The sequence below is a fragment of the Streptomyces sp. NPDC012637 genome, from assembly GCF_042954805.1.
Classification (GTDB): domain Bacteria; phylum Actinomycetota; class Actinomycetes; order Streptomycetales; family Streptomycetaceae; genus Streptomyces.
In genome coordinates, this window is sequence record NZ_JBIBDS010000004.1 from 277,180 (window position 1) to 295,457 (window position 18,278).

The following is an 18,278-nucleotide window of genomic DNA, read 5'->3' on the forward strand; positions in this document are numbered from 1 at the left end:
CAGGAGTGCGGCGGCGGACTGGTGGTGGGGCCCCAGGAGCCGTCACGGGACCAGGGCGGCCGGCCTGGCGTGGTGTTCGACGGGCGTGAGGTACGGCAGGTCGTCGAGGGACTGATCGGTGAAGAAGCGATCCAGCAGCTGGGACATCTCCGACGGCCGTTCGAGATGGCAGAGGTGGTCGGCGCCCCGGATCAGGGTGAAGACGCTTCCGGCAATCGTCGCGGCGACCTCGCGCCCGAGGTCGGGGTGGGTGAGGCTGTCGTGTTCACCGGTGAAGACCAGCGCCGGAACGTCCCGGAGGCCCCCGGGCCGTAGCCCCTGCCAGTCGATGACACGGTAGGTCGAGGCGAGATGCCGGGGGATGTCGGCCTGCGTGACCGATCCCATCGTGCGGGCGAGGACGCGGGTGACGACCGCGCGCTTGTGGACGTCCCGCTCGGCGGGGGACAACAGGGCCGCGATGCTCATACGGGCGTAGGCGCCGGCGTCGCCCGACTCCAGGGCGTCGGCCATCGTCCGCAGCGCGGCGCGCTGGTCCGGCGGGTAGACGGGAGCGGCGCCCACCAGGGCCAGGCGGGCGACGCGCTCGGGATGCCTCTGGGCCAGGCCGTAGGCGATCGGCATGGCGTAGGAGGCCCCGAAGAGGTTCACCCGGGCCAGGCCCAGCCGGTCCAGCAGGTCCGCCAGCGCGCCGGTGAGGAAGTCGAAGTCGTACGAGGCGGGCAGCACATCGGCCGTGCCCGATCCCGGCAGGTCCACGCTGATGACGGTCGCGGACGCCGCCCAGCGCGCTTCGAGCCGCTGGTAGGCGTACATGTCCTGGAAAGCCCCGCCGAGCACGACGACGGGCTCGGTGGCGGGAGCGGCGTTCTCGACGATCCGGCACCGGTAGCCGAAGCCGTCGAAGGTGAGGTGACGGATCCTCTCAATGTTCATGCCCGGTCAACAGGGACGTGCGGGTATTGGTCACGCGATGGGTGATCATCTGACCGGTCCCGTACGCGCGGCCTGTCCGGAACCCTCCGGCCGCCGGCTGGTCGGACGGGTCGGAAGGGGCCGGCGGCAGAGGGCCGTCAGGGCCGTCCTTCGGCTGTCGCCAGAGACGCCGAGGCCGCGGCTCGGTGGCCGGGCAGCAGTGCCGCCGCGATGACGGCGCAGAGGGCGAGGGCGGTCGTCAGGCCGAAGGCGTGAGCGAAGGCCGTGGCGGTGTGGCCACCGCGCTGCAGGAGGACGGCGAGGGCGGCGATGCCGAAGGAGCCGCCCAGCTGCTGGAGGATGCGCGTCGTGGTGCTGGCGTCCGCGACCTGGGAGTCCTCCAATCCTTGGTAGGCACCGACCGTGACGGCGAGGTTGACGGCGCTCGTACCAAGACCACGGAGGAACAGAGCGACAGCAAGGACCGAGCCCTCACCCACCGAGGCGGCGAAGGGCCACGTCGCGACCGCGCTCAGCAGCAGGCCGGTCACCACGACCGGACGCGGCCCGATCCTGTCGGTGAGCACGCCGGCCACCCGCGCCGCCAGCGCGCCGACGCCCTGCGGAACGAGCAGAAGACCGGTGGCGACGACGCCCTTGTCGAGGACGAGCTGGCAGTACAGGGGGAGCAGGAACATCCCGCCGTACATGGTCGAACCGCCGACGAACATCAGCACCGACGTCGCGGTGAAGGAGCGCAGCCGGAACAGACGCATGTCGATGAGGGGCGCGCTGCTCCGCAGGCTCCGTCCGACGAACGCGGCGACCAGGACGGCTCCCGCCGCCATCGGCAGGAGTACCCGCCCTCCTCCCGCACCGTCCTGGCCGCCGCACTGGGAGAGCCCGTACACGAGCGCGGTCAGGCCCGGGCAGACCAGCGCCAGCCCCGCGACATCGAGGCGGGAAGCCCGCTGCCGGGGATCCGGGGGCACACCTCGCCAGGCGAGGACCAGTGCGAGCGCGCAGACGGGCAGGTTGACGTAGAAGATCCAGCGCCAGTCGAGATGCCCGAGCAGCAGCCCGCCGAACACCGGCCCCAGGACCGGGCCGAGGAGAGCCGGCAACGAGACGAGCGCGACGAGCCGCCCGACCTGTCGGCCGCCGCTGGCCCGGATGACGATGGTCTGCAGGACCGGCATCATCAGTCCCCCACCGGCCCCCTGCACACTTCTGGACACGACCAGCGACCCGGTGCTCCAGGCGCAGGCGCACAGCAGCGAGCCGACGGAGAACAGGACCAGCGCGCCCAGCCAGACCCGCCGCGTCCCGAACCGGTCTCCGGCCCAGCCGCTCACCGGCATGACCATCGCGAACGCCAGCAGATAGGCGGTACTCACCCATTGCACGGTCGTCGTCGGGGCACCGAGGTCGTCGGCGAGGGCGTCGACCGCGACGGAGACGATCGTGCTGTCGAGCAGCGGAGCGAAGGCACCGACAGCGAGGACGCCGCACAGCCTGAGCAGGGCGGGATCAAGGCGCTCCTTGGGCATGTGGCCCTCTCGGTCGACACGGATTCGCTCCAGCCCTCGGGATCGGAAAGCCGCAGAGAAGACGGCCGCAGAGAAGGAAGGGCAGGGCGCCCACCGATGCCGTGGAAAGGATGCGCCCCGACAACGATCAGAAGACCGACGCCGTCACGGGCCGCCCGCCCCGGCGCCGGACGCCGGACTCCCGGGCTGCGGTCGGCCCACTGGCACCGGGGCGGTCGCTCGTCCACCGGCTACCGCTGGATCCCGTACCTGGGGCCTGTTTGCTGTCCAGACCTCTCGGGGTTCGCGTGCCATTCGCGTGGCATTGGCGTGCGGCCGAGCCGGAGAAACCGCGTGGAGGCGGACCTCACCGGATCGGATGTGCCCGCTCCGACGCGCCCGAACTGGTTGTCTGCGCACTCACTCCTTCCGGTAGCGGAGGCCGCCCCGCCGTCACACCTCTTCCCCTCACCCGGTTACGGAGGAGCACGCATTGAGCCAGGGCCCGGGACCGACGGGCCACGGATGACAGGTGACGGACATGCGAACCGAGGCCGCCCAGCGGGTCGAGCTGGTCTTCTCCCTCTTCGACGCCAACGGCAACGGAGTCATCGACTCCGACGACTTCGAGCTCATGACGGACCGCGTTCTGAAGGCGGCAGCGGCATCGGACGACGATGCCAAGGCCGCCGTCCGAGCCGCGTTCCGCCGCTACTGGACGACGCTGGCCACCGAACTGGACGCCAACGGCGACGGTGTGGTCACCGTCGAGGAGTTCCGTCCGTTCGTCCTCGACTCCGAGCGTTTCGGCCCCACGGTCGCCGAGTTCGCCGAGGCCCTCGCCCGGCTCGGCGACCCCGACGGGGACGGCCTGATCGAGCGCCCTCTGTTCGTATCGCTGATGACGGCGATCGGCTTCGAGGAGAAGAACATCAACGCCCTCTTCGACGCGTTCGGACCGGACTCCCAGGACCGCATCACCGTGACGGTCTGGGCCGCCGGCATCAAGGAGTACTACGCGCCGGAGAAGGCCGGGATCCCGGGCGACCAGCTGGTGGCCGCCACGGCCGTCTGACACGGCCCGTCGGCAGCGGTCCCGGGGCGGCGAAGTCGGCCCCGGGACACCATCGAACACCACAGGAGGGGAACAGGTGAAGCCGGTCATCGGACTCGCCGTCGGCCGAGGCACAGGCGCGGAGCTCGCCGACATCTTCGAGCAGGTTCTGAACAGGATCGTGAGCCTGTACGGGACCGGTGTCGAGGTCGTACGGTCCCCGCGGACGTACCACTCGTACGTCTCGCTCAAGGCCGAGGAGGGGGACGTCGACAAGATCGCCCGGCTCACCGACGAGGACGTCGTCCACTACGAGCGGTTCTGCCGCGAGCAGGCGCGGCTCGGCACCGCCGCCGTCTTCCGTACCGCGATCAACGCCCAGTCGCTCTACCTCGTGCGGCAGCGCCTGCAGTCGGTCAAGGTCGAGAGGATCACCGCCGGGGACGCCTCGGTGCTGCTGGTCCGGGACCAGGCCCAGGGCTTCTACACCGGGGAGAACCAGCACTCGTCCGGGCTGGTCACCCGCACCATGGAGTTCAGCCGGGAGGTCACCGAGAAGATCCTCCGGTTCGCGGTCGACCGCGCCAGGGAGGAGTGGCCCGGGGAAGGGCCCGACCAGGTGGTGATGGCCTACAAGTTCCATCTCCTGGACGGCGCCCTCGACGACTGGGTGGCCGCCTTCCGGGACCGGCACGGAGTCCACGCGCGGCTGTTCCAGCCCGACACCGTGAACCGCAACATGATCACGCACGGCCTCGCGGACCGTACCGTCATCGTCGCGGGCAACGAGTGGGCCGACATCATGCACGTGGTGCTGCTCGACCGGTTCGGCGCCGAGCGCCAGGAGAACCGCTGCACCGAGAACGTCTACCTGCACCCGGAGTTGAACGGCCTGGTCGAGTACCAGACGGTTCACGGGTCCGCCGACGACCTGGAAGGCACCGGCACCGTCAACCCCACCGCGACCGTACGGGCCGCGGCGCAGATCGCGGAACGGCACGGCGGCTGCCGTGGCGCGGCCGCCGCCGTGGAGTCGGCGCTGGCCGCCGTGCTCGACCGGGGCATCCGGACGCCGGACCTCGGCGGTCGGCACTCCACGGGTGACACGGTCACCGCCCTGCTGGACTCGCTCGAATCGCAGCTCCGCCCATGACCGCGGCGAACGGTACGGCGCTGGTCGTCGTCGACCTGCAGAACGACTTCTGCTCCGGCCCGGTCGCCACCGCCCGCTTCCCGGGCGACCCCGCCCGCCTGGAGCGGGTGGCGGCCCGCACCGAGCAGGCGGTGGCGGCGGCCCGGGCGCACGGCGTCGAGGTCGTGTTCGTCCGCTTCCTCGGCGATGTCCACTTGCAGCGGGCGAGCTGGCGGCACCGCGACGCCGTCCAGGGCAAGAACGCGAAGTGTCTCGACGGTAGTCGGGGTGCGGAGTTCCACCGGGTGGCGCCGGCCCCGGGTGAGGCGGTGTTCACCAAGCCCGCCTGCTTCGACGCGTTCCTCGCCGACGGGTTCGAGCGGCACCTCGTCGGCAGCGGGGTCGGGCACCTCGTCTTCACCGGCCTGTTCGCCGACGTCTGTGTGGACTCCACGGCCCGCACCGCCTTCCAGAAGGGCTATCACGTCACCGTGTTGCGGGACTGCACCACGGCGCTCCACCTGCCCGACGAGGCGGTACTGCGGTTCATGAGCCGGGTCTACGGTGCCCGCGTCACCACGCACGACCGGGCCACCGAGTGGACGCGCGGACCGGGAGAGGAGGACGCGTGGGCGCAGGAGTCGAGTCGGGCGTCGGTCTGACCGCGCTGATGGTCGCGGCGGCCCGGGCGATCGAGACCCACCGCCCCGACGCCCTGGCCACGGACCGGTACGCCGAGCACTTCGTACGCGCGGCCCGCACCTCCGCACACTGGCCGGTCCACCCCCGGCAGGTCCAGGACGGGGACGCCGATCCGCTCTGGGGCCGGCTCGGCCGCTACTTCGGCCTGCGCACCCGGGTCCTGGACGACCATCTCCTCGCCTCCGCCCGGGCCGGCGCCGGCCAGGTCGTCCTGCTCGGGGCCGGCCTGGACACCCGGGCGTTCCGGCTGGACTGGCCTCCCGGGTGCACCGTCTTCGAACTCGACCGGCCCGAAGTCCTGGCCTTCAAGCAGGATGTCCTCGACCGGCAGGGCTCCACACCGGCGACCCGCCGGGTCCCCGTGGCGGTCGACCTGCGCGAGGACTGGGCCGCGGCCCTGCTCGCGGCGGGCCTCCACCCCGCGGAACCCACGGCCTGGCTGGCCGAGGGCCTGCTGCTCTACCTGCCGTCCGCCGCCGAGCGGTCCCTCGTCGACACGGTCGACCGGCTCAGCGCCGACGGCAGCACTCTGGCGTACGAGGCCAAGCTCGGACTGGAGCCTGAGGTCGTCCGCTCCAACCCGGTCTACACGGCCGCCCGCGTCCGCATCGGCGTCGACCTGCTGGCTCTGTTCGACGCAGAACCCCGGCCGGACACCCCAGCGGACCTCACCGGGCGCGGCTGGTCCACGACGGTCCACACCCCGTTCGACTTCACCCGCCGGCACGGCCGCGGCCCGCTCCCCGAACCGAACGACGCCCTCGCCGCCAATCGCTGGGTCATCGCCCACAAACCCGGGCCGGCCGCACCCGTGGCCATGACGCTGCGAAGGTGAGAGCGGTTCCGTCCGGAGCCGTCTTGGAGATGCGGCGGCCCACGGGGCTCGTGGCCCTTTGCGTCTGAGCGGCGAGCGAGTCCTTGATCCGTCAGGCATCGAAGCGGTGGCGGGAGGCGTCGATGTGACCGAGGTAGCGGTGGGTCCAGTCGCACAATCCGTCGATCGTCACCCGCAGGGCCTGACCCGGCTCGGTGAGTGCGTACTCGACCCGCGGGGGGACCTCGGGATACACCGTCCGCTCGACCAGACCGTTGCGCTCCAGCATGCGCAGGTTCTGGGTGAGCATCTTGTGGCTGATGCCCTCGACCTCGTTGCGCAGCTCGCTGAAGCGCCGCGTGCGCTCCCCCAGAGCCTCGATGATCAGCAGCGCCCACTTGTTGGCGACGTCGGAGAAGATCTCCCGCGCCAGAGAGTCCGCCCGCCTGAGGTCCGCGTCCTCGGGTGAGCCGCTGAGCTGCTTGGTTCCCATCAGGTTCCCCAGTCACCAGAAAGTGCGTTCTTCCACGTCAGAGCTCACTCTCCTACGGTCACTGAGTAACCACAAGAGAGCGGCTCTGAGAGCAATGGAGGCTGGCAGCATGACCATCACCCTGGTGAACCCCGAGGGACTGCCGGAAGTCGACGCCTACCGGCAGGTGTCCGTCGCGACCGGGTCGAAGCTGGTCTTCATCGCCGGACAGGTCGCCTGGGACGCCGACGGTGCCACGGTCGGCGAAGGCGACCTCGCCGCTCAGGTGGAGCAGTGCTACCTGAACGTCGGCACCGCGCTGGCCGGGGTCGGCGGTTCCTTCGACGACGTGGCGAAGCTGACCGTCTACGTCGTCGACTGGACCCCCGACAAGATGCCCCGGCTCATGGAGGGGCTCGGTCGGGCGGCCGCGAGGCTGGGCGTCACCGCCGCGCCGCCGGCCTCGCTGCTGGGCGTCGCGGCACTGGACGTACCCGACCACCTGGTCGAGATCGAAGCAACCGCCGTTCTCGGCTGAGCCGGTGCTGCTCATCCCGCGCGCCGGGCCGTCCTCATGCGCCGGCACCTCAGCCGTCGGCGCCCCTCCTGCCCCTGCCGCCGCAGTGGCCGGCATCGTGCGGCGGCGGGGCGGTTCGTGGGGTGGTGGCGTCGTGGATGGTCACCGAGGGCGTGGCGGCTCGTCGGCGTCGGCGGCATGGAGGACTTCGCCGATGAGCAGGTCGAGGTCGTCCGTGGTGGTGCGGTAGTTGCACAGGCAGGCGCGCAGGACGGTGCGTTCGTGTGCGGCGACGGTGGCGAGGTAGGCGCGCCCGCGGGCCTGGACGCGCTGGGCGATGCGGGCGTGGAGCTCGTCCGGGTCCTCGCCGACCGGGTGGGTGATGCGGAAGCAGGCGACCGGCCAGGGGCCGCTGGGCAGCAGTTCCAGACGGGGGTGGGCGGCGATTCGCCGGCGGAGCTGGTCGGCGAGGGTGAGGTAGTGCTCGATCAGGCCGGTGACGCCGTCCCGGCCCAGGTGGTTGAGGGTGGCCCACAGGGCCAGGGCTCTGGTGCCGGGGCGGGTGAGCTCGATCGTGGCGTGGGAAAGCCAGGGCAGTGCGTCGCCTTCGTCGGCGGTGAGGTAGGAGGCACGGTGGGCGAAGGCTGTGTGCAGGTGTTCCGGCTGGGGGACGAGCAGGGCTCCGCAGCCGACCGGCACGCTGAGCGTCTTGTGCGGGTCCACGGTCAGTGAGTCGACGGCCCCGACGCCCCGGTACAGAGGCGCCAGCGCGGGGACGGCGGCGCCGAGCCCGCCCCAGGCGCCATCGGCGTGGTGCCACATCCCGGTGCGCCGGCACAACTCCGTGACCGGTTCGAGCGGGTCGACGGCGCCGGTGGCGGTGGTGCCCAGCGTGGTGACGGTGCAGAAGGGCAGCAGGCCCGCGTCCAGGTCGGCGGTGACCGCAGCACGCAGCGCGGCCGGGTCCAGGCGGTCGTGCTCGTCGGCGGGGACGGGGCGCAGCCGGTGAGCGGGCAGCCCGATACAGGAGGCCGCCTTGGCGACGGACATGTGCGCCTGAGCGCTGTAATACAGGGTGAGGCGGGCGTGGTCGCGGTCATAGGCGGGCCCGTCGCCGCTGCCGCGGCGGGTGAGGAACCAGGTGCGGGCGGTGGCCAGGGCGAGCAGGTTGGCCATGGAACCGCCGCTGGTCAGCACCCCACTGGTGGTGTCGGGCAGTGCGGCCAGTCCGGCGAGCATGCGCACCGTTCCGCGTTCCAGCTCCATCAGGGCGTTGTCGCCCATGCCGCAGGTCGCGTTGACCGCACAGCCCAGGAGTTCGGCGATGACCCCGGCGGGGGCGGGCGGCGAGTTGACCCAGGCGAAGAACGCGGGGTGGCCGTTCCCGGTCGGGAACGGCGCGATCTCATCCCGTACGAAGTCCAACACCCGGCCCAGCTCCACACCGTCGCGGCCGAGCGGTGCCTCGCGCAGCCGGTCCCGCTGCGTCGCAGGCATCGGACGGCTCACCGGTTCCCCGGTCAGCTCACTCAGGTACTGCGACACCCACTCCGCCGCGGCGGCGAGTTCGTCCCGCAGCACCTTCGGGCTCGCCCCAGGCGGGAGGGGCTCGCCGTACTCGGACGGGGCGAGGTCGGACAGAAGGTGGGTCATGGCGGCGTCTCGGGCCTTTCGTCATCACAAAGGCCCCCAGGTCGGAGCATCGAGGGCCGTGATCGTAACGAGCGACTCCACCGGCCGACACGCCCCTGCTGCTCCCCCGAAACGAACCGACGGCGAGTCAGCGCGCACGCAATCGAACAGTGCGGCGCGTACGTGCTGCCCCGCTGAGTGCGGGCAGGCGAAAGCCCCGGCTCAGCCGGTGGAGGCGAAGACCGCGCGCGAACGCAAGTGAGCAGCCGCGGTACGTGGAGCCATCCGGCATCAACAGGCCTGGAAGCGTGCGCCCCTCGCACACCCGTCGTGCCGCGTCTGCATCCGCAGGCACCTTCCAGGCGGCCTGGCGCACCGCGACCCTTGCTGGGTCTGAAGTTCCGCCGACGCTGGGGGGAATCATGGCCCGAACGCAGTCCAAGTGCGGTGCGCTCACGCAGAAGGGGACCCGCTGTCAGCGCCTCGCCATGGTGGGGGCATCCCGATGCGACCGTCACCGTGGCGACTGGTCCGAGTACACGATCCAGAAGCGCAAGGAAGCCGAGCGCAGGGCGAAGGCCAAGCGGCGGTAATGACGCCGTAGGGTCGTCGAGGGCGCCAGGCGAGGGGCCCTCGGCAGCCCCACAGCCCACTCCCGCGCCGGACAGGGCGGGAAGCGGCCGCGCGACCGGGCGTCGACGCCCTTCCAGACCTCTGCACGCCGCGAGCGGATATCTGTGCCGGCGGGATGAGAATGCGCAGGGTCGCGCGGTCAGGCTTTTTGGCGTCCAGAAATAGTGGCGCCAACGAACCGGGAATGAGCGAGTCCCCGTGCTAGTCTCGATTTCAGTTGCAGTTGTGGTTCCCGAAACTTCAAGCCTCCAGTAAGCCTCTCGGCCACTGGGTGCGCTTTTTTGTCTCCGGTCTCTCCGGCGGGGTAATCATCACGGCGACACAGCATCCGCGCAGTGCGGATGCCGATGAGCCCCCAGAAAGAGATACGACATGAGCAGTGGCACCGTGAAGTGGTTCAACGCAGAAAAGGGCTTCGGCTTCATCGCGCAGGACGGTGGTGGCCCCGACGTGTTCGCCCACTACTCGAACATCGCCGCCCAGGGCTTCCGCGAGCTGCAGGAAGGCCAGAAGGTCTCCTTCGACATCGCGCAGGGCCAGAAGGGCCCGACGGCCGAGAACATCGTTCCCGCCTGACGCTGACGCGCACGACGTGGCTGGGGCCCGCATCCCTCGGGGTGCGGGCCCCAGCCGCATTCTCGTCTCCGCCGAATCGGATTTCCTGTCCATTCGAATCCGTCTTCGAATTCTCCTCGTCATGTGACCGTCGGCGAATTCACAGATGCGCGCCGCGTCGAGGGGCCGCAGCATGAAACTCGCTCCCCACGTGACGAATTTCGCCGGTCTCGACATGCCGAGAGATCGCTCGCCGCGCTTGCCGCGCTCGGCGCCGAAGGCAGGGGCTCGGCGCGCTGCTTCCGACCCCGTCGTGCACTCCGGATCCCCGCCCCGGCGGCCCGAGCCCTCCCACCCGGGGCCGGCCCTCCTCTCTCCCACCCAGGAGCCGCATGTGACATCGACTCAGGCACAGCTCCACCCCGCGCACCAGACCGACGAGGCAGAGCCGCATGTCTGGGCCGACATGACCGTCGAGGTGGCCCTGGCGGTCATGAGCGGCGCACGCGCCGGACGCCTCGTCGTCCGGGACGACGACGGCCGGCCCACCGGCCTCGTCACCCGGGCCCAGCTCCACGGCTTCCGCGCCACGTCCGCCTACACCGACCGGGTGCAGCTGCGTGACCTGCGCCCCGCGGCCTCTCCGTCCCGTCCTTGACGACGCGGGCCGAAGCCGAGCACGGCCACCCGCCCCACCGCCGTACCGACCGATCCCGTCCGCACTTCTTCTGTGAGGTCCTATGCGCTGCGTCATCGCCCGCTTCCCGTTCGAGCTGACGAAGTTCGGTGTCCTGGAGACGATGAAGGACGTCAAACCCGAACCCGTCACCGGCGACTACGTGATCATCGGGCGCCGTGAGTACCCCGCCATGCAGGTCGGCGCCGTCATCACCCGGCAGGACCGCCGCGACTTCAGCGCCCGCGAGGTCGTCCGTGCCATGACCCGGCTCGGCTTCACCTGCCGTACCCGCTCCGCGGCCACGGCCGGCCCGCTCCAGCAGGCCTCCGCCCTGCTCGGCACGTCCAGGGTGGTCTGACCCCGCGGCCGCGCGCACATCCCGCGTGAGACGCGGGAACGGACCGCGTTCACGTCGGTCTCCCGCCGTCGTTCGGCCCTCGCGAGCGGGAGACGCCCGCCCGACGGAGCCGCGCGGCGGAGGGCCGGCGGAGCCGGCGGACGTCAGCCGTGCTGCGCGCCCGGGATCACGGCACGGCTCCGTGGTACCACCGGTGCGGACGGGGGCATTACCCTCGGTGAAGGCGTCGGGGCCCCGGCGCACACCGGAAGGTTGGGCGGAGGGCATCCGTGCCCGTGCGGACCCGGCACCGCGAGGAGTGTGCCTGCGTGTGGCTCCGCGTACGGGCCACCACCGGATCACGGTGTCTCCGCGGGCCTCTGTCGCCCGAGGGCGTCGGAGCGCAGGTCTCCTCGGCCCCTCCCTCAGAGAGGCGAGAATGACAGCAGACGACGCCCTGGGCCGTCTCGACGACGACGACTACCCCGCCTACACCATGGGCAGGGCCGCCGAGATGATCGGCACGACCCCCGGGTTCCTCCGCGCACTCGGGGAAGCGCGCCTGATCACGCCGCTGCGTTCCGAGGGCGGCCACCGGCGTTACTCCCGCTACCAGCTGCGCATCGCCGCGCGCGCCCGGGAGCTCGTCGACCAGGGCACGCCGATCGAGGCCGCCTGCCGCATCATCATCCTCGAGGACCAGCTCGAGGAAGCCCAGCGCATCAACGCCGAATACCGCCGGGCGGCGGCCGGGGGAGAACCTCCGGCCGAGAGCTGAGCGCGCGCCGATGCCCGGGAGCCGGCCGGGTCAGCGGGGCAGGGTCTGGGTGACGCGCCACAGGCGGCGGGGCAGTTCGCCTTCCTCGAAGGCGTGGACCTCGTCCAGGGTCCAGCCGGCGGCAAGGGTGTCGACCAGGGCGCGCGGGAAGAAGTGGACCGCGAAGCCGCCGTGTTCGAAGATGTCGTCGCCGTGTGCGGTGCCCGCGCCGTAGTGGGCGTCGCCGGTGTGCCGCACGGTGTAGACGAACACCCCGCCGGGCCGCAGGACACGGCGGACCTCGCCGACCAGGGCGTGGATCTCCTCCGTGGACAGCGCCATGCACAGCAGCATGTGGGCGAAGACGGCGTCCACGGAACCGTCCGGCAACGGCAGGGGGTCGCGGACGTCGTGCACCGCGGTGGTCACCCGGTCGTCGACTCCCTGGGAGCGCGCGGCGGCGCGCAGCTGCTCCAGCCCGGCGGGGCTGAAATCGGTCGCCTGCACGGTGAAGCCCTCGCGGGCGAGGAAGAGCGCGTCCCGGCCGTGCCCGGCGCCCAGCTCCAGTACGTCCCGGGCCCCCGCCGCCCCGAACACGGCGGCGGCGTGGACGGCGGGCCGGGACGGTGCCTCGCCGTACATGCCCGGGTGGGCGGTGTAGGTGTCCTGCCAGTGTCGCCGCTGGGCCTCGGCCAGCTCCTGCTCGTCCGCCACGGTCTTTCCCTTCCCGCTGTGTCCGTGGGCAGCCTAGGCGTGCGGCTGCCCGGTCAGCGGCTGGACCGCCTCGTGCGCCTGGTCGACGGAGATGCCGAGCTCGACGGGGTCCTTGCCGGCGGTGGTGCTGGTGATGGGGCCAAATGGCCCCCGGTCTGCCCCTACCGGTCCCTGCCGGCCGGTTCGCGCCCCAGCGAGGATCGGAGGGGAAGGTGAGGTCACCTCGCCGGCGAGGAGGCGAGAACGATGGACGAGATCGGGCGAGTGGAATGGTTCGCCGTCGGTGTCACCGGCATGGCGCTTGCCGGAGTCGCCCATGCCGCGGTGGGCGCGGCACACATCGCCAGGGAGATGCTGCGGGCGCCGGGCGAGGAACCCGCTGCGGGTGGCTCGGGCGTCCAGGTGGACAGCGGCCCGGGCGGCTGGCTCCTGTTCGGCGCCCTGATCCTGACCGGCGGGGCCATCTACCACTTCGTGTCCGGTGTCGGGACGATCGTCCGGGAGGTCGTGCACGCGGCGGGCCACTGACCGGTCCGGAGGTCGTACCCGCCCCGGCGTCGCACTCGCCGCGGGTACTCCGGCACCGACCCGCTGCCGGCGGCCCTGCGCCCGGTGGACGCCCGGCGCTGCACGTGGGCGGGCAAGGACGACAGGCTCAGGTCGAGGACCTGGGCCTTCGTCGGGTGTCCGGCCCGACGACCAAGCCGGTCGGCGAGCAGAGGACATCCAGAGTCCCGGGCCAGGACCGCGCCCCGGCGTGGTCGGATTTCCCTGAACCGCCGAGCGCGGCCTCGTTCCGCGGTGTGAGGAAGGGAAGACCGTGCCATGCGCATTCTGATCGTCACCGCCGGTTCGCGGGGAGACGTCGCGCCCTTCACGGGGCTGGGGCGGCGGCTGCTGGAGGCCGGACACGAGGTGGCCGTGGCCGCTCACGCGTCCTTCGGTGCGCTGGTCGAGGGGTGCGGGCTGGAACACCGGCTCGTTCCGGGGGACCCGCAGGGGCTGATCCGGGACTGGGCGCGGGCGGGGTCGCGGGAGGACGCACGGGCGCTGACGAGGGCCTACGCGGACGGGCTCGCCGACGGGGTGGCGGAGGCCGTGGCGGGCGGAGCCGACCTGCTGCTCACCCCCTTCGGTCCGGCGCCGCTCAGCAGGGCGGCCGGCGAGGCGTTCGGCATCCCCGTCATCGGTACCTATCTCGTGCCGGCGTTCGCCACCGGGCGGTTCCCGCTGCCCCACGCGGACGGCACCGGTGACCTGGGGCCGGAAGGGAACCTCGCCGCGGGCCGGGACGTGCTGCGGCGCGCGGAGGCGGTCTTCGCGGGCGCCGTGAGCCGGCTGCGTGGCCGCCTCGGGCTGCCCGACGGTGCGCCGTCGGCACCGCCGGACATCCGGCCGGTGTTCCACGGCTTCAGCCCCCTGGTGGTGCCGCGCCCCGACGACTGGCCGTCCCGGGTCGAAGTGACGGGTTACTGGTGGCCCGCACGGCCGGACGGCTGGCAACCTCCCGCCGAACTGGTCGACTTCCTCCAGGCCGGTCCTCCCCCGGTGTTCGTCGGCTTCGGCAGCATGGCGCCGGGCCAGGGAGAACGGCTCAGTGAGCTGGTGGCCGCGGCCGTGCGGCGGGCGGGCGTTCGCGCGGTGGTGCAGGCGGGGTGGGCCGAGGTGAGCGGCCGCGGCGACGACGTCGTGGCCGTCGGCGACGTCCCGCACGACTGGCTGCTCCCCCGCACCGCCGCCGTCGTCCACCACGCCGGAGCAGGTACCACCGGGGCCGCGCTGCGGGCCGGCGTGCCCGCCGTACCCGTCCCCGTCATGGCCGACCAGCCCTTCTGGGCCTCCCGGTTGTACGAACTCGGGGTCGCCCCCCGGCCCCTGCCGTTCCGGGACCTCACCGCCGAGGCCCTCGGCGACGCGATCACGGCCTGTCTGTCCGAGCCGGCCCACCACCGCCGCGCGTCCGAACTGGCCCACGGCATCGCCGCGGAGGACGGCGCCGCTTCCCTGCTCGCGCACATCGGCTCGTAGGGCGCCGGGGGGAACCGGGCGGAGACGTCCGCCGCGATCCGCCGCGCGTGACCTCCGACGCTCTCCCTTCCGGCCTGGCCGGCTGCCGGTGCCTGGCCGGCTGCCGGTCAGCCGGCGCTGTCCTCGGCGAGGGTGTGGGCGACGAGGGCATTGGCGTGGCCGTGGCCCAGGCCGTGCTCCGACTTGAGCCAGTTGACGAGCTCCATGTGCTTCGTCAGCGGGGAGGAGCGGATGAGGTCCTTCCATGCGGCGATCGGACGGCCGTACTTCTTCTCGATGGACGGGAAGTAGGCAGCAGGGCCCTTCACTTCGGCGGGCATGGGGTCTCCGTTTCGTGTCGAGGTGGCCGTGAGGTGTGTACGGGCTAGCGGTTCGCCGGTGCGCCGGCCAGCCGGGCCGTCACCGCGGTCAGCCAGAGAAGGCCGAGGCCGGCACCTGCGGTGAAGGCCAGGACCGAGGCCGCCGAGGCCATGAAGCCCGCCAGGACCACCACCGGTACGACGCGGGAGGCGACGGCCCAGCGCCGGTGGCCCCGGGCGGCGAGCGGCCGGGCCAGGACGACGAACGCGGCGCACAGCGCGAGATAGCCGACCGCCCCGGCGGCCATGTGGACGGCGCCGTGCCCGCTCATCGCGGTCGCCTCGGGGGCGCCCGCGGGAAAGCCCGCGCCGGCGTCCGCCGGGAAGACCGCGGCGGCCCAGAAGGAGACGGCGAAGACGCCGACCAGCGCCGGTCCCCAGGCCCCGCCCGGTGCGCCGCGCAGCACCCGCCGCAGTCCCGTCGCCCCCACGGCCAGCAGTGCGCCGGTGAGGACGAAGTTCGCCGCCTGGATCCAGCCGGCCTCTCCGAGGGCGAGCTGGCTGATCGCGTTCCGTGTGAAGTCGAACCCGTCCCGTGCGAAGCCCTGCACGAGTCCCGCCGCCAGGAACAGCGGGCCCGCCATCATGCCGCCGGCCGTCGCCCACCGCGCCGACGGACGTGACGTGGGCGCGGCGGAGACGGCGTCGCGGGGTGCGGTGAGCGTGTCGGTCATGTCGGGGCCTTCCCTGCGTCGGTGGTGTCGGTGCCGTCGGTGCGGTGCCATCGGCGGCGGCGCTGGTGTCGGTGGTGTCGGTGCCATCTGTGGTGTCGCTGGTATGACCGGCGGCAGGGGGCGAAGTCATCGGTTCCGGCGCTGTGCGCTGGGTCACACCCGGGTCGGGCGGGTTTCGCGACTGCTCTTCCGGGTGCGCTTCCCGAGTGCTCGATGCCGCGCGGACGGCGACCGAAGCGAGGGGCCGGCTCGACAGGGGCTGCCGCATAATCCTCGGGTGTCCCGGACTTCCGCACCGATATCGGCAGGCCCCGCTTCCGAGGGCGGCCCCGCCTGGCTGTCCGCCGACGCGGCGGCCTGGGCGAGTGCCCGCCCCGGCTCGTGGGCGAGGCCCCTGTGGTCGGTCCTGGCGCTGCTGGCGACCGTGGTCGCCGCGATCGCCCTGGAGCCGGTACCGGTGTGCAGCGAGGCGGCGCCGTGCGGTCCCGACTGGACCGGCATGGTGCAGGTCGGCCTGGCCGTCGGCCTGTTGTACTGGTTCGCCCGGCTGCCGGAGCTCACTCTCGTCGCCGCACCGGTCCTGGCGGTCGTCGTGGCGTGGGAGGAGCTTCCCGCCACCGGATGGGCGTCCCGCTCGGCGAACCTCGCGGTCATCGCGGCCCTCGGCCTCGGCTGGGCGGCGGCGTGGGACCGGACGGCCGCCCGGCGCCGGCAGCGGCAGCTGGTCGACCGGGCCGCCACCGCGGAGCAGCGGCGGTTGAAGTCGGCCGGCCCGCCGCGGGGACTGATCCCGATCGCCGCCGGGTCGGCGCTGTGTGCCGTGGCCGTCGGCGCGCTCGTCGTCGGCTCGCGCGGCGTGGCCGAGGACGAGCGGCAGGCCGCTCGGGCGACCCGCACGGAGGCCGTGGTGGCCGGCCGTACGGACCTGACGCTGGAAGTCCGCGCCCAGGACGGACGTCGCATCACCGTCGACTCCCTCATCCCGGAGGACTACCGCACCGGGACCACCGTGGTCGTGCTGGAGGGGGACGGATCGTGGCGGCGCCTGGCCGCCGAGCCGTACGACGCGGTCGGCCCGCAGTTGCTGGCCCTGGCCGTCGGACTGCCCGGCCTCTCCCTGGTGACGACCGGGCTTCTGGCACGTCGACGTGCCACGGCGCTGCGCCGTGGGGCGGCGCCCGCCCTGCGGGTGCTGCTGCGCGTCGACGTCAGGGGCCGGAGCTGGGTCTACGCCGCCGACGACACCGGCCGGAGCACGCCGCTGTTCTCCTGCATCTGTGTACCGGAGCTCCCCGAGGCGGGTGAGTGCGAGGGGGCCGAGGCGGCCGAGGAGCTCGAGGAGGAGACCGGTGTCGTGCACGACGGCATCGACGGCGTCCCGTTCGCCGGCACCGGGGCTCGCGAGGCCGTCATGATCGGCGCGCCGTACGAAGGCGGCGAGCTGGCCTTCATCACCACGGACGGCGACGGGACCTCCGTCGTGAACCACACGGTCGGACCCGTACGGCCGACGCCTCGTTGAGGGGTGCGCGAGCCGCCCGGATGCGATGAAGGCCGGGTTCGCCGAAGCCGAGCGCGCAGAGCAGGTGGACCGTCTTCAGGGCTCGGGGATCCACGGGCCCAGGGGTTCAGGGGCTCAGGAGTTCAAGGGCCCCAGGGGTTCAAGGGCCCAGGGTTCAGGGGTCAGCGGTCCGCTTCCGTCGTCGTGGCGTCGGCGGCCTGGTCGGGCGTCGGGGTCCCCAGCCATCGGGGGAACGGGCCCGAGGACGCGACGACCTGCCCCACCGCCACGCAGACGACGACCACGCAGCAGCCCGCGATGAGCCAGGTAAGGAACGTGAAGACGTAGCCGAGCGGGCCGTAATGCTCCTGGCTCTGCTCCAGTGCCTCCGGCATCACGAGCGGTGAGGCGTAGCCGAACGCCGTCATCGCGGCGCCGGCGAGCAGTGCCCCCGGCAGCAGGGGCGCCCAGCCGATCCGCGCGCCCAGAAGCAGGTGCTGGGTCCACCACCACAGCGCGACGGACGTCACCACCGAGGCCAGCACGCCGACGACGGTTCCACCGCCGAAGCCCTGGCGGATCGCCGTCTGGAAGAGGAGGGCCGCCAGCCAGCCCAGGAGCCACACCAGCCACCTCCAGGCCGTGAGGCGGGCGCTCCCCTTGGGCAGGTCCCAGCAGCGCTCGCAGACCTGCTGGAGCGCCCGGCTGAGCGCGGTCGCCGAGATCAGCACGACGATCACGCCGGCCACGCCGATGCTGCCCTTCAGCTCGCCGTTCGCGGTCAGCACCCGCTCGATGTCGTCGGTCGGCACCTTGTCGCCCAGGAGCGTGCGGACGGCGTCGACCAGAAGGTCCTTCACGCTCTGCGGCGCGAACGCGGCCACGACGATCAGCAACGGCAGCGCCGCCAGGAACATCTGGGCGGCCAGGCGCGCGGCGGCCTCCATCGTGTTCACGCGCGCCAGACGGGCGACGACGCGTCCGACGACCGGCGTCCGCTGGAACGCGGCCAGCGCCGCTCCGGTCCGACCGGTCTTCGTCCCCTTCGGCGTCGTCTCGGGCTCCGGCTGCGGCTCCGGCTCCGGCTGCGTAGCCGGGTGCGGCTGCGTAGCCGGGTGCGGCTTCGTCTCAGGCTCCGCATGCGGCTCCGGCTGCCCACTCCCTCGCCCGCGCCCTCGCCCGCGTCGCCCGCGTCCTCGTCCGCCTGAGTCCGCCTCACTCAACGGGCCTCCCTCTGACGCGACCAGGCCTCCCTCGTGACACGGCCCGAGCGG

Annotated in this window: 20 protein-coding genes; 12 read left to right on the forward strand and 8 right to left on the reverse strand. The window is 72.5% G+C overall.

What is annotated here, in order from left to right; all coding sequences use genetic code 11:
* Window positions 1-42: 42 nt before the first annotated feature.
* Window positions 43-936, reverse strand: a complete 894-nt coding sequence (locus tag ACFY8W_RS18265) for an alpha/beta fold hydrolase (protein ID WP_391106014.1) — start codon at window positions 934-936, stop codon at window positions 43-45.
* A 137-nt stretch (window positions 937-1,073) separates the two neighbouring features.
* Entirely contained in the window at window positions 1,074-2,465 is a 1,392-nt protein-coding gene (locus ACFY8W_RS18270; protein WP_391106016.1) for a DHA2 family efflux MFS transporter permease subunit, read from the reverse strand.
* A gap of 520 nt (window positions 2,466-2,985) precedes the next feature.
* On the opposite strand from ACFY8W_RS18270, the gene ACFY8W_RS18275 reads away from it, so the two are divergent.
* The 4 genes from ACFY8W_RS18275 to ACFY8W_RS18290 all read left to right on the forward strand — a co-directional run bounded on the left by ACFY8W_RS18275 (window position 2,986) and on the right by ACFY8W_RS18290 (window position 6,167).
* Window positions 2,986-3,519 (forward strand): EF-hand domain-containing protein, encoded by a 534-nt coding sequence (locus ACFY8W_RS18275; RefSeq protein ID WP_391106018.1) that lies wholly within the window; start codon window positions 2,986-2,988, stop codon window positions 3,517-3,519.
* Window positions 3,520-3,595: 76 nt separating this feature from the next.
* The gene (locus tag ACFY8W_RS18280; protein ID WP_391106020.1) at window positions 3,596-4,651 is read left to right on the forward strand and encodes an isocitrate/isopropylmalate family dehydrogenase; all 1,056 of its coding nucleotides are present in this window, start codon (window positions 3,596-3,598) and stop codon (window positions 4,649-4,651) included.
* Entirely contained in the window at window positions 4,648-5,292 is a 645-nt protein-coding gene (locus ACFY8W_RS18285) for an isochorismatase family protein (protein ID WP_391106022.1), read from the forward strand. Before ACFY8W_RS18280 ends, ACFY8W_RS18285 begins: the two co-directional genes overlap by 4 nt.
* Window positions 5,293-5,300: 8 nt before the next feature.
* Window positions 5,301-6,167 (forward strand): SAM-dependent methyltransferase, encoded by an 867-nt coding sequence (locus tag ACFY8W_RS18290; protein WP_391106850.1) that lies wholly within the window; start codon window positions 5,301-5,303, stop codon window positions 6,165-6,167.
* A gap of 91 nt (window positions 6,168-6,258) precedes the next feature.
* Here ACFY8W_RS18290 and ACFY8W_RS18295 read toward each other — a convergent pair whose 3' ends face one another.
* Complete coding sequence (locus tag ACFY8W_RS18295) at window positions 6,259-6,639, reverse strand: winged helix-turn-helix transcriptional regulator (RefSeq protein ID WP_391106024.1); 381 nt, start codon at window positions 6,637-6,639, stop codon at window positions 6,259-6,261.
* Window positions 6,640-6,748: 109 nt separating this feature from the next.
* Here ACFY8W_RS18295 and ACFY8W_RS18300 point away from each other — a divergent pair, with 109 nt between their 5' ends.
* On the forward strand, window positions 6,749-7,156 hold the full coding sequence (locus ACFY8W_RS18300; protein WP_391106026.1) for a Rid family hydrolase: 408 nt from the start codon (window positions 6,749-6,751) through the stop codon (window positions 7,154-7,156).
* A gap of 141 nt (window positions 7,157-7,297) precedes the next feature.
* On the opposite strand, the gene ACFY8W_RS18305 is transcribed toward ACFY8W_RS18300, so the two are convergent.
* A complete protein-coding gene (locus ACFY8W_RS18305) occupies window positions 7,298-8,788 on the reverse strand; it encodes a pyridoxal-dependent decarboxylase (protein WP_391106028.1) in 1,491 nt (496 codons plus the stop codon).
* Between the two features lie 984 nt (window positions 8,789-9,772).
* On the opposite strand from ACFY8W_RS18305, the gene ACFY8W_RS18310 reads away from it, so the two are divergent.
* The 4 genes from ACFY8W_RS18310 (at window position 9,773) to ACFY8W_RS18325 (ending at window position 11,749) form a co-directional block, all read left to right on the forward strand.
* On the forward strand, window positions 9,773-9,976 hold the full coding sequence (locus tag ACFY8W_RS18310) for a cold shock domain-containing protein (protein WP_391106030.1): 204 nt from the start codon (window positions 9,773-9,775) through the stop codon (window positions 9,974-9,976).
* 373 nt (window positions 9,977-10,349) lie between these two features.
* Window positions 10,350-10,613 carry a CBS domain-containing protein gene (locus tag ACFY8W_RS18315; protein ID WP_391106032.1) on the forward strand — a complete coding sequence of 88 codons (264 nt, stop codon included), beginning with the start codon at window positions 10,350-10,352 and terminating at the stop codon, window positions 10,611-10,613.
* Between the two features lie 82 nt (window positions 10,614-10,695).
* The gene (locus ACFY8W_RS18320; RefSeq protein ID WP_391106034.1) at window positions 10,696-10,992 is read left to right on the forward strand and encodes an SCO5918 family protein; all 297 of its coding nucleotides are present in this window, start codon (window positions 10,696-10,698) and stop codon (window positions 10,990-10,992) included.
* A gap of 418 nt (window positions 10,993-11,410) precedes the next feature.
* Window positions 11,411-11,749 (forward strand): MerR family transcriptional regulator, encoded by a 339-nt coding sequence (locus tag ACFY8W_RS18325; RefSeq protein WP_391106036.1) that lies wholly within the window; start codon window positions 11,411-11,413, stop codon window positions 11,747-11,749.
* Between the two features lie 30 nt (window positions 11,750-11,779).
* Here the strand turns inward: ACFY8W_RS18325 and ACFY8W_RS18330 are convergent, their stop codons facing one another.
* Window positions 11,780-12,442, reverse strand: coding sequence for a methyltransferase domain-containing protein (locus ACFY8W_RS18330; protein WP_391106038.1), 663 nt, complete (start codon window positions 12,440-12,442; stop codon window positions 11,780-11,782).
* 246 nt (window positions 12,443-12,688) lie between these two features.
* On the opposite strand from ACFY8W_RS18330, the gene ACFY8W_RS18335 reads away from it, so the two are divergent.
* Complete coding sequence (locus tag ACFY8W_RS18335) at window positions 12,689-12,970, forward strand: hypothetical protein (RefSeq protein WP_391106040.1); 282 nt, start codon at window positions 12,689-12,691, stop codon at window positions 12,968-12,970.
* A 297-nt stretch (window positions 12,971-13,267) separates the two neighbouring features.
* Window positions 13,268-14,470 (forward strand): nucleotide disphospho-sugar-binding domain-containing protein, encoded by a 1,203-nt coding sequence (locus ACFY8W_RS18340; RefSeq protein ID WP_391106042.1) that lies wholly within the window; start codon window positions 13,268-13,270, stop codon window positions 14,468-14,470.
* A 107-nt stretch (window positions 14,471-14,577) separates the two neighbouring features.
* Here the strand turns inward: ACFY8W_RS18340 and ACFY8W_RS18345 are convergent, their stop codons facing one another.
* Window positions 14,578-14,790 carry a DUF4287 domain-containing protein gene (locus tag ACFY8W_RS18345; RefSeq protein ID WP_391106044.1) on the reverse strand — a complete coding sequence of 71 codons (213 nt, stop codon included), beginning with the start codon at window positions 14,788-14,790 and terminating at the stop codon, window positions 14,578-14,580.
* A gap of 44 nt (window positions 14,791-14,834) precedes the next feature.
* Window positions 14,835-15,503: a DUF998 domain-containing protein gene (locus ACFY8W_RS18350; RefSeq protein ID WP_391106046.1), complete on the reverse strand. Its 669-nt coding sequence runs from the start codon at window positions 15,501-15,503 to the stop codon at window positions 14,835-14,837.
* Between the two features lie 277 nt (window positions 15,504-15,780).
* On the opposite strand from ACFY8W_RS18350, the gene ACFY8W_RS18355 reads away from it, so the two are divergent.
* A complete protein-coding gene (locus ACFY8W_RS18355; protein WP_391106048.1) occupies window positions 15,781-17,025 on the forward strand; it encodes a hypothetical protein in 1,245 nt (414 codons plus the stop codon).
* Between the two features lie 161 nt (window positions 17,026-17,186).
* Here the strand turns inward: ACFY8W_RS18355 and ACFY8W_RS18360 are convergent, their stop codons facing one another.
* Window positions 17,187-17,951, reverse strand: a complete 765-nt coding sequence (locus ACFY8W_RS18360; protein WP_391106852.1) for a YhjD/YihY/BrkB family envelope integrity protein — start codon at window positions 17,949-17,951, stop codon at window positions 17,187-17,189.
* Window positions 17,952-18,278 lie beyond the last annotated feature (327 nt).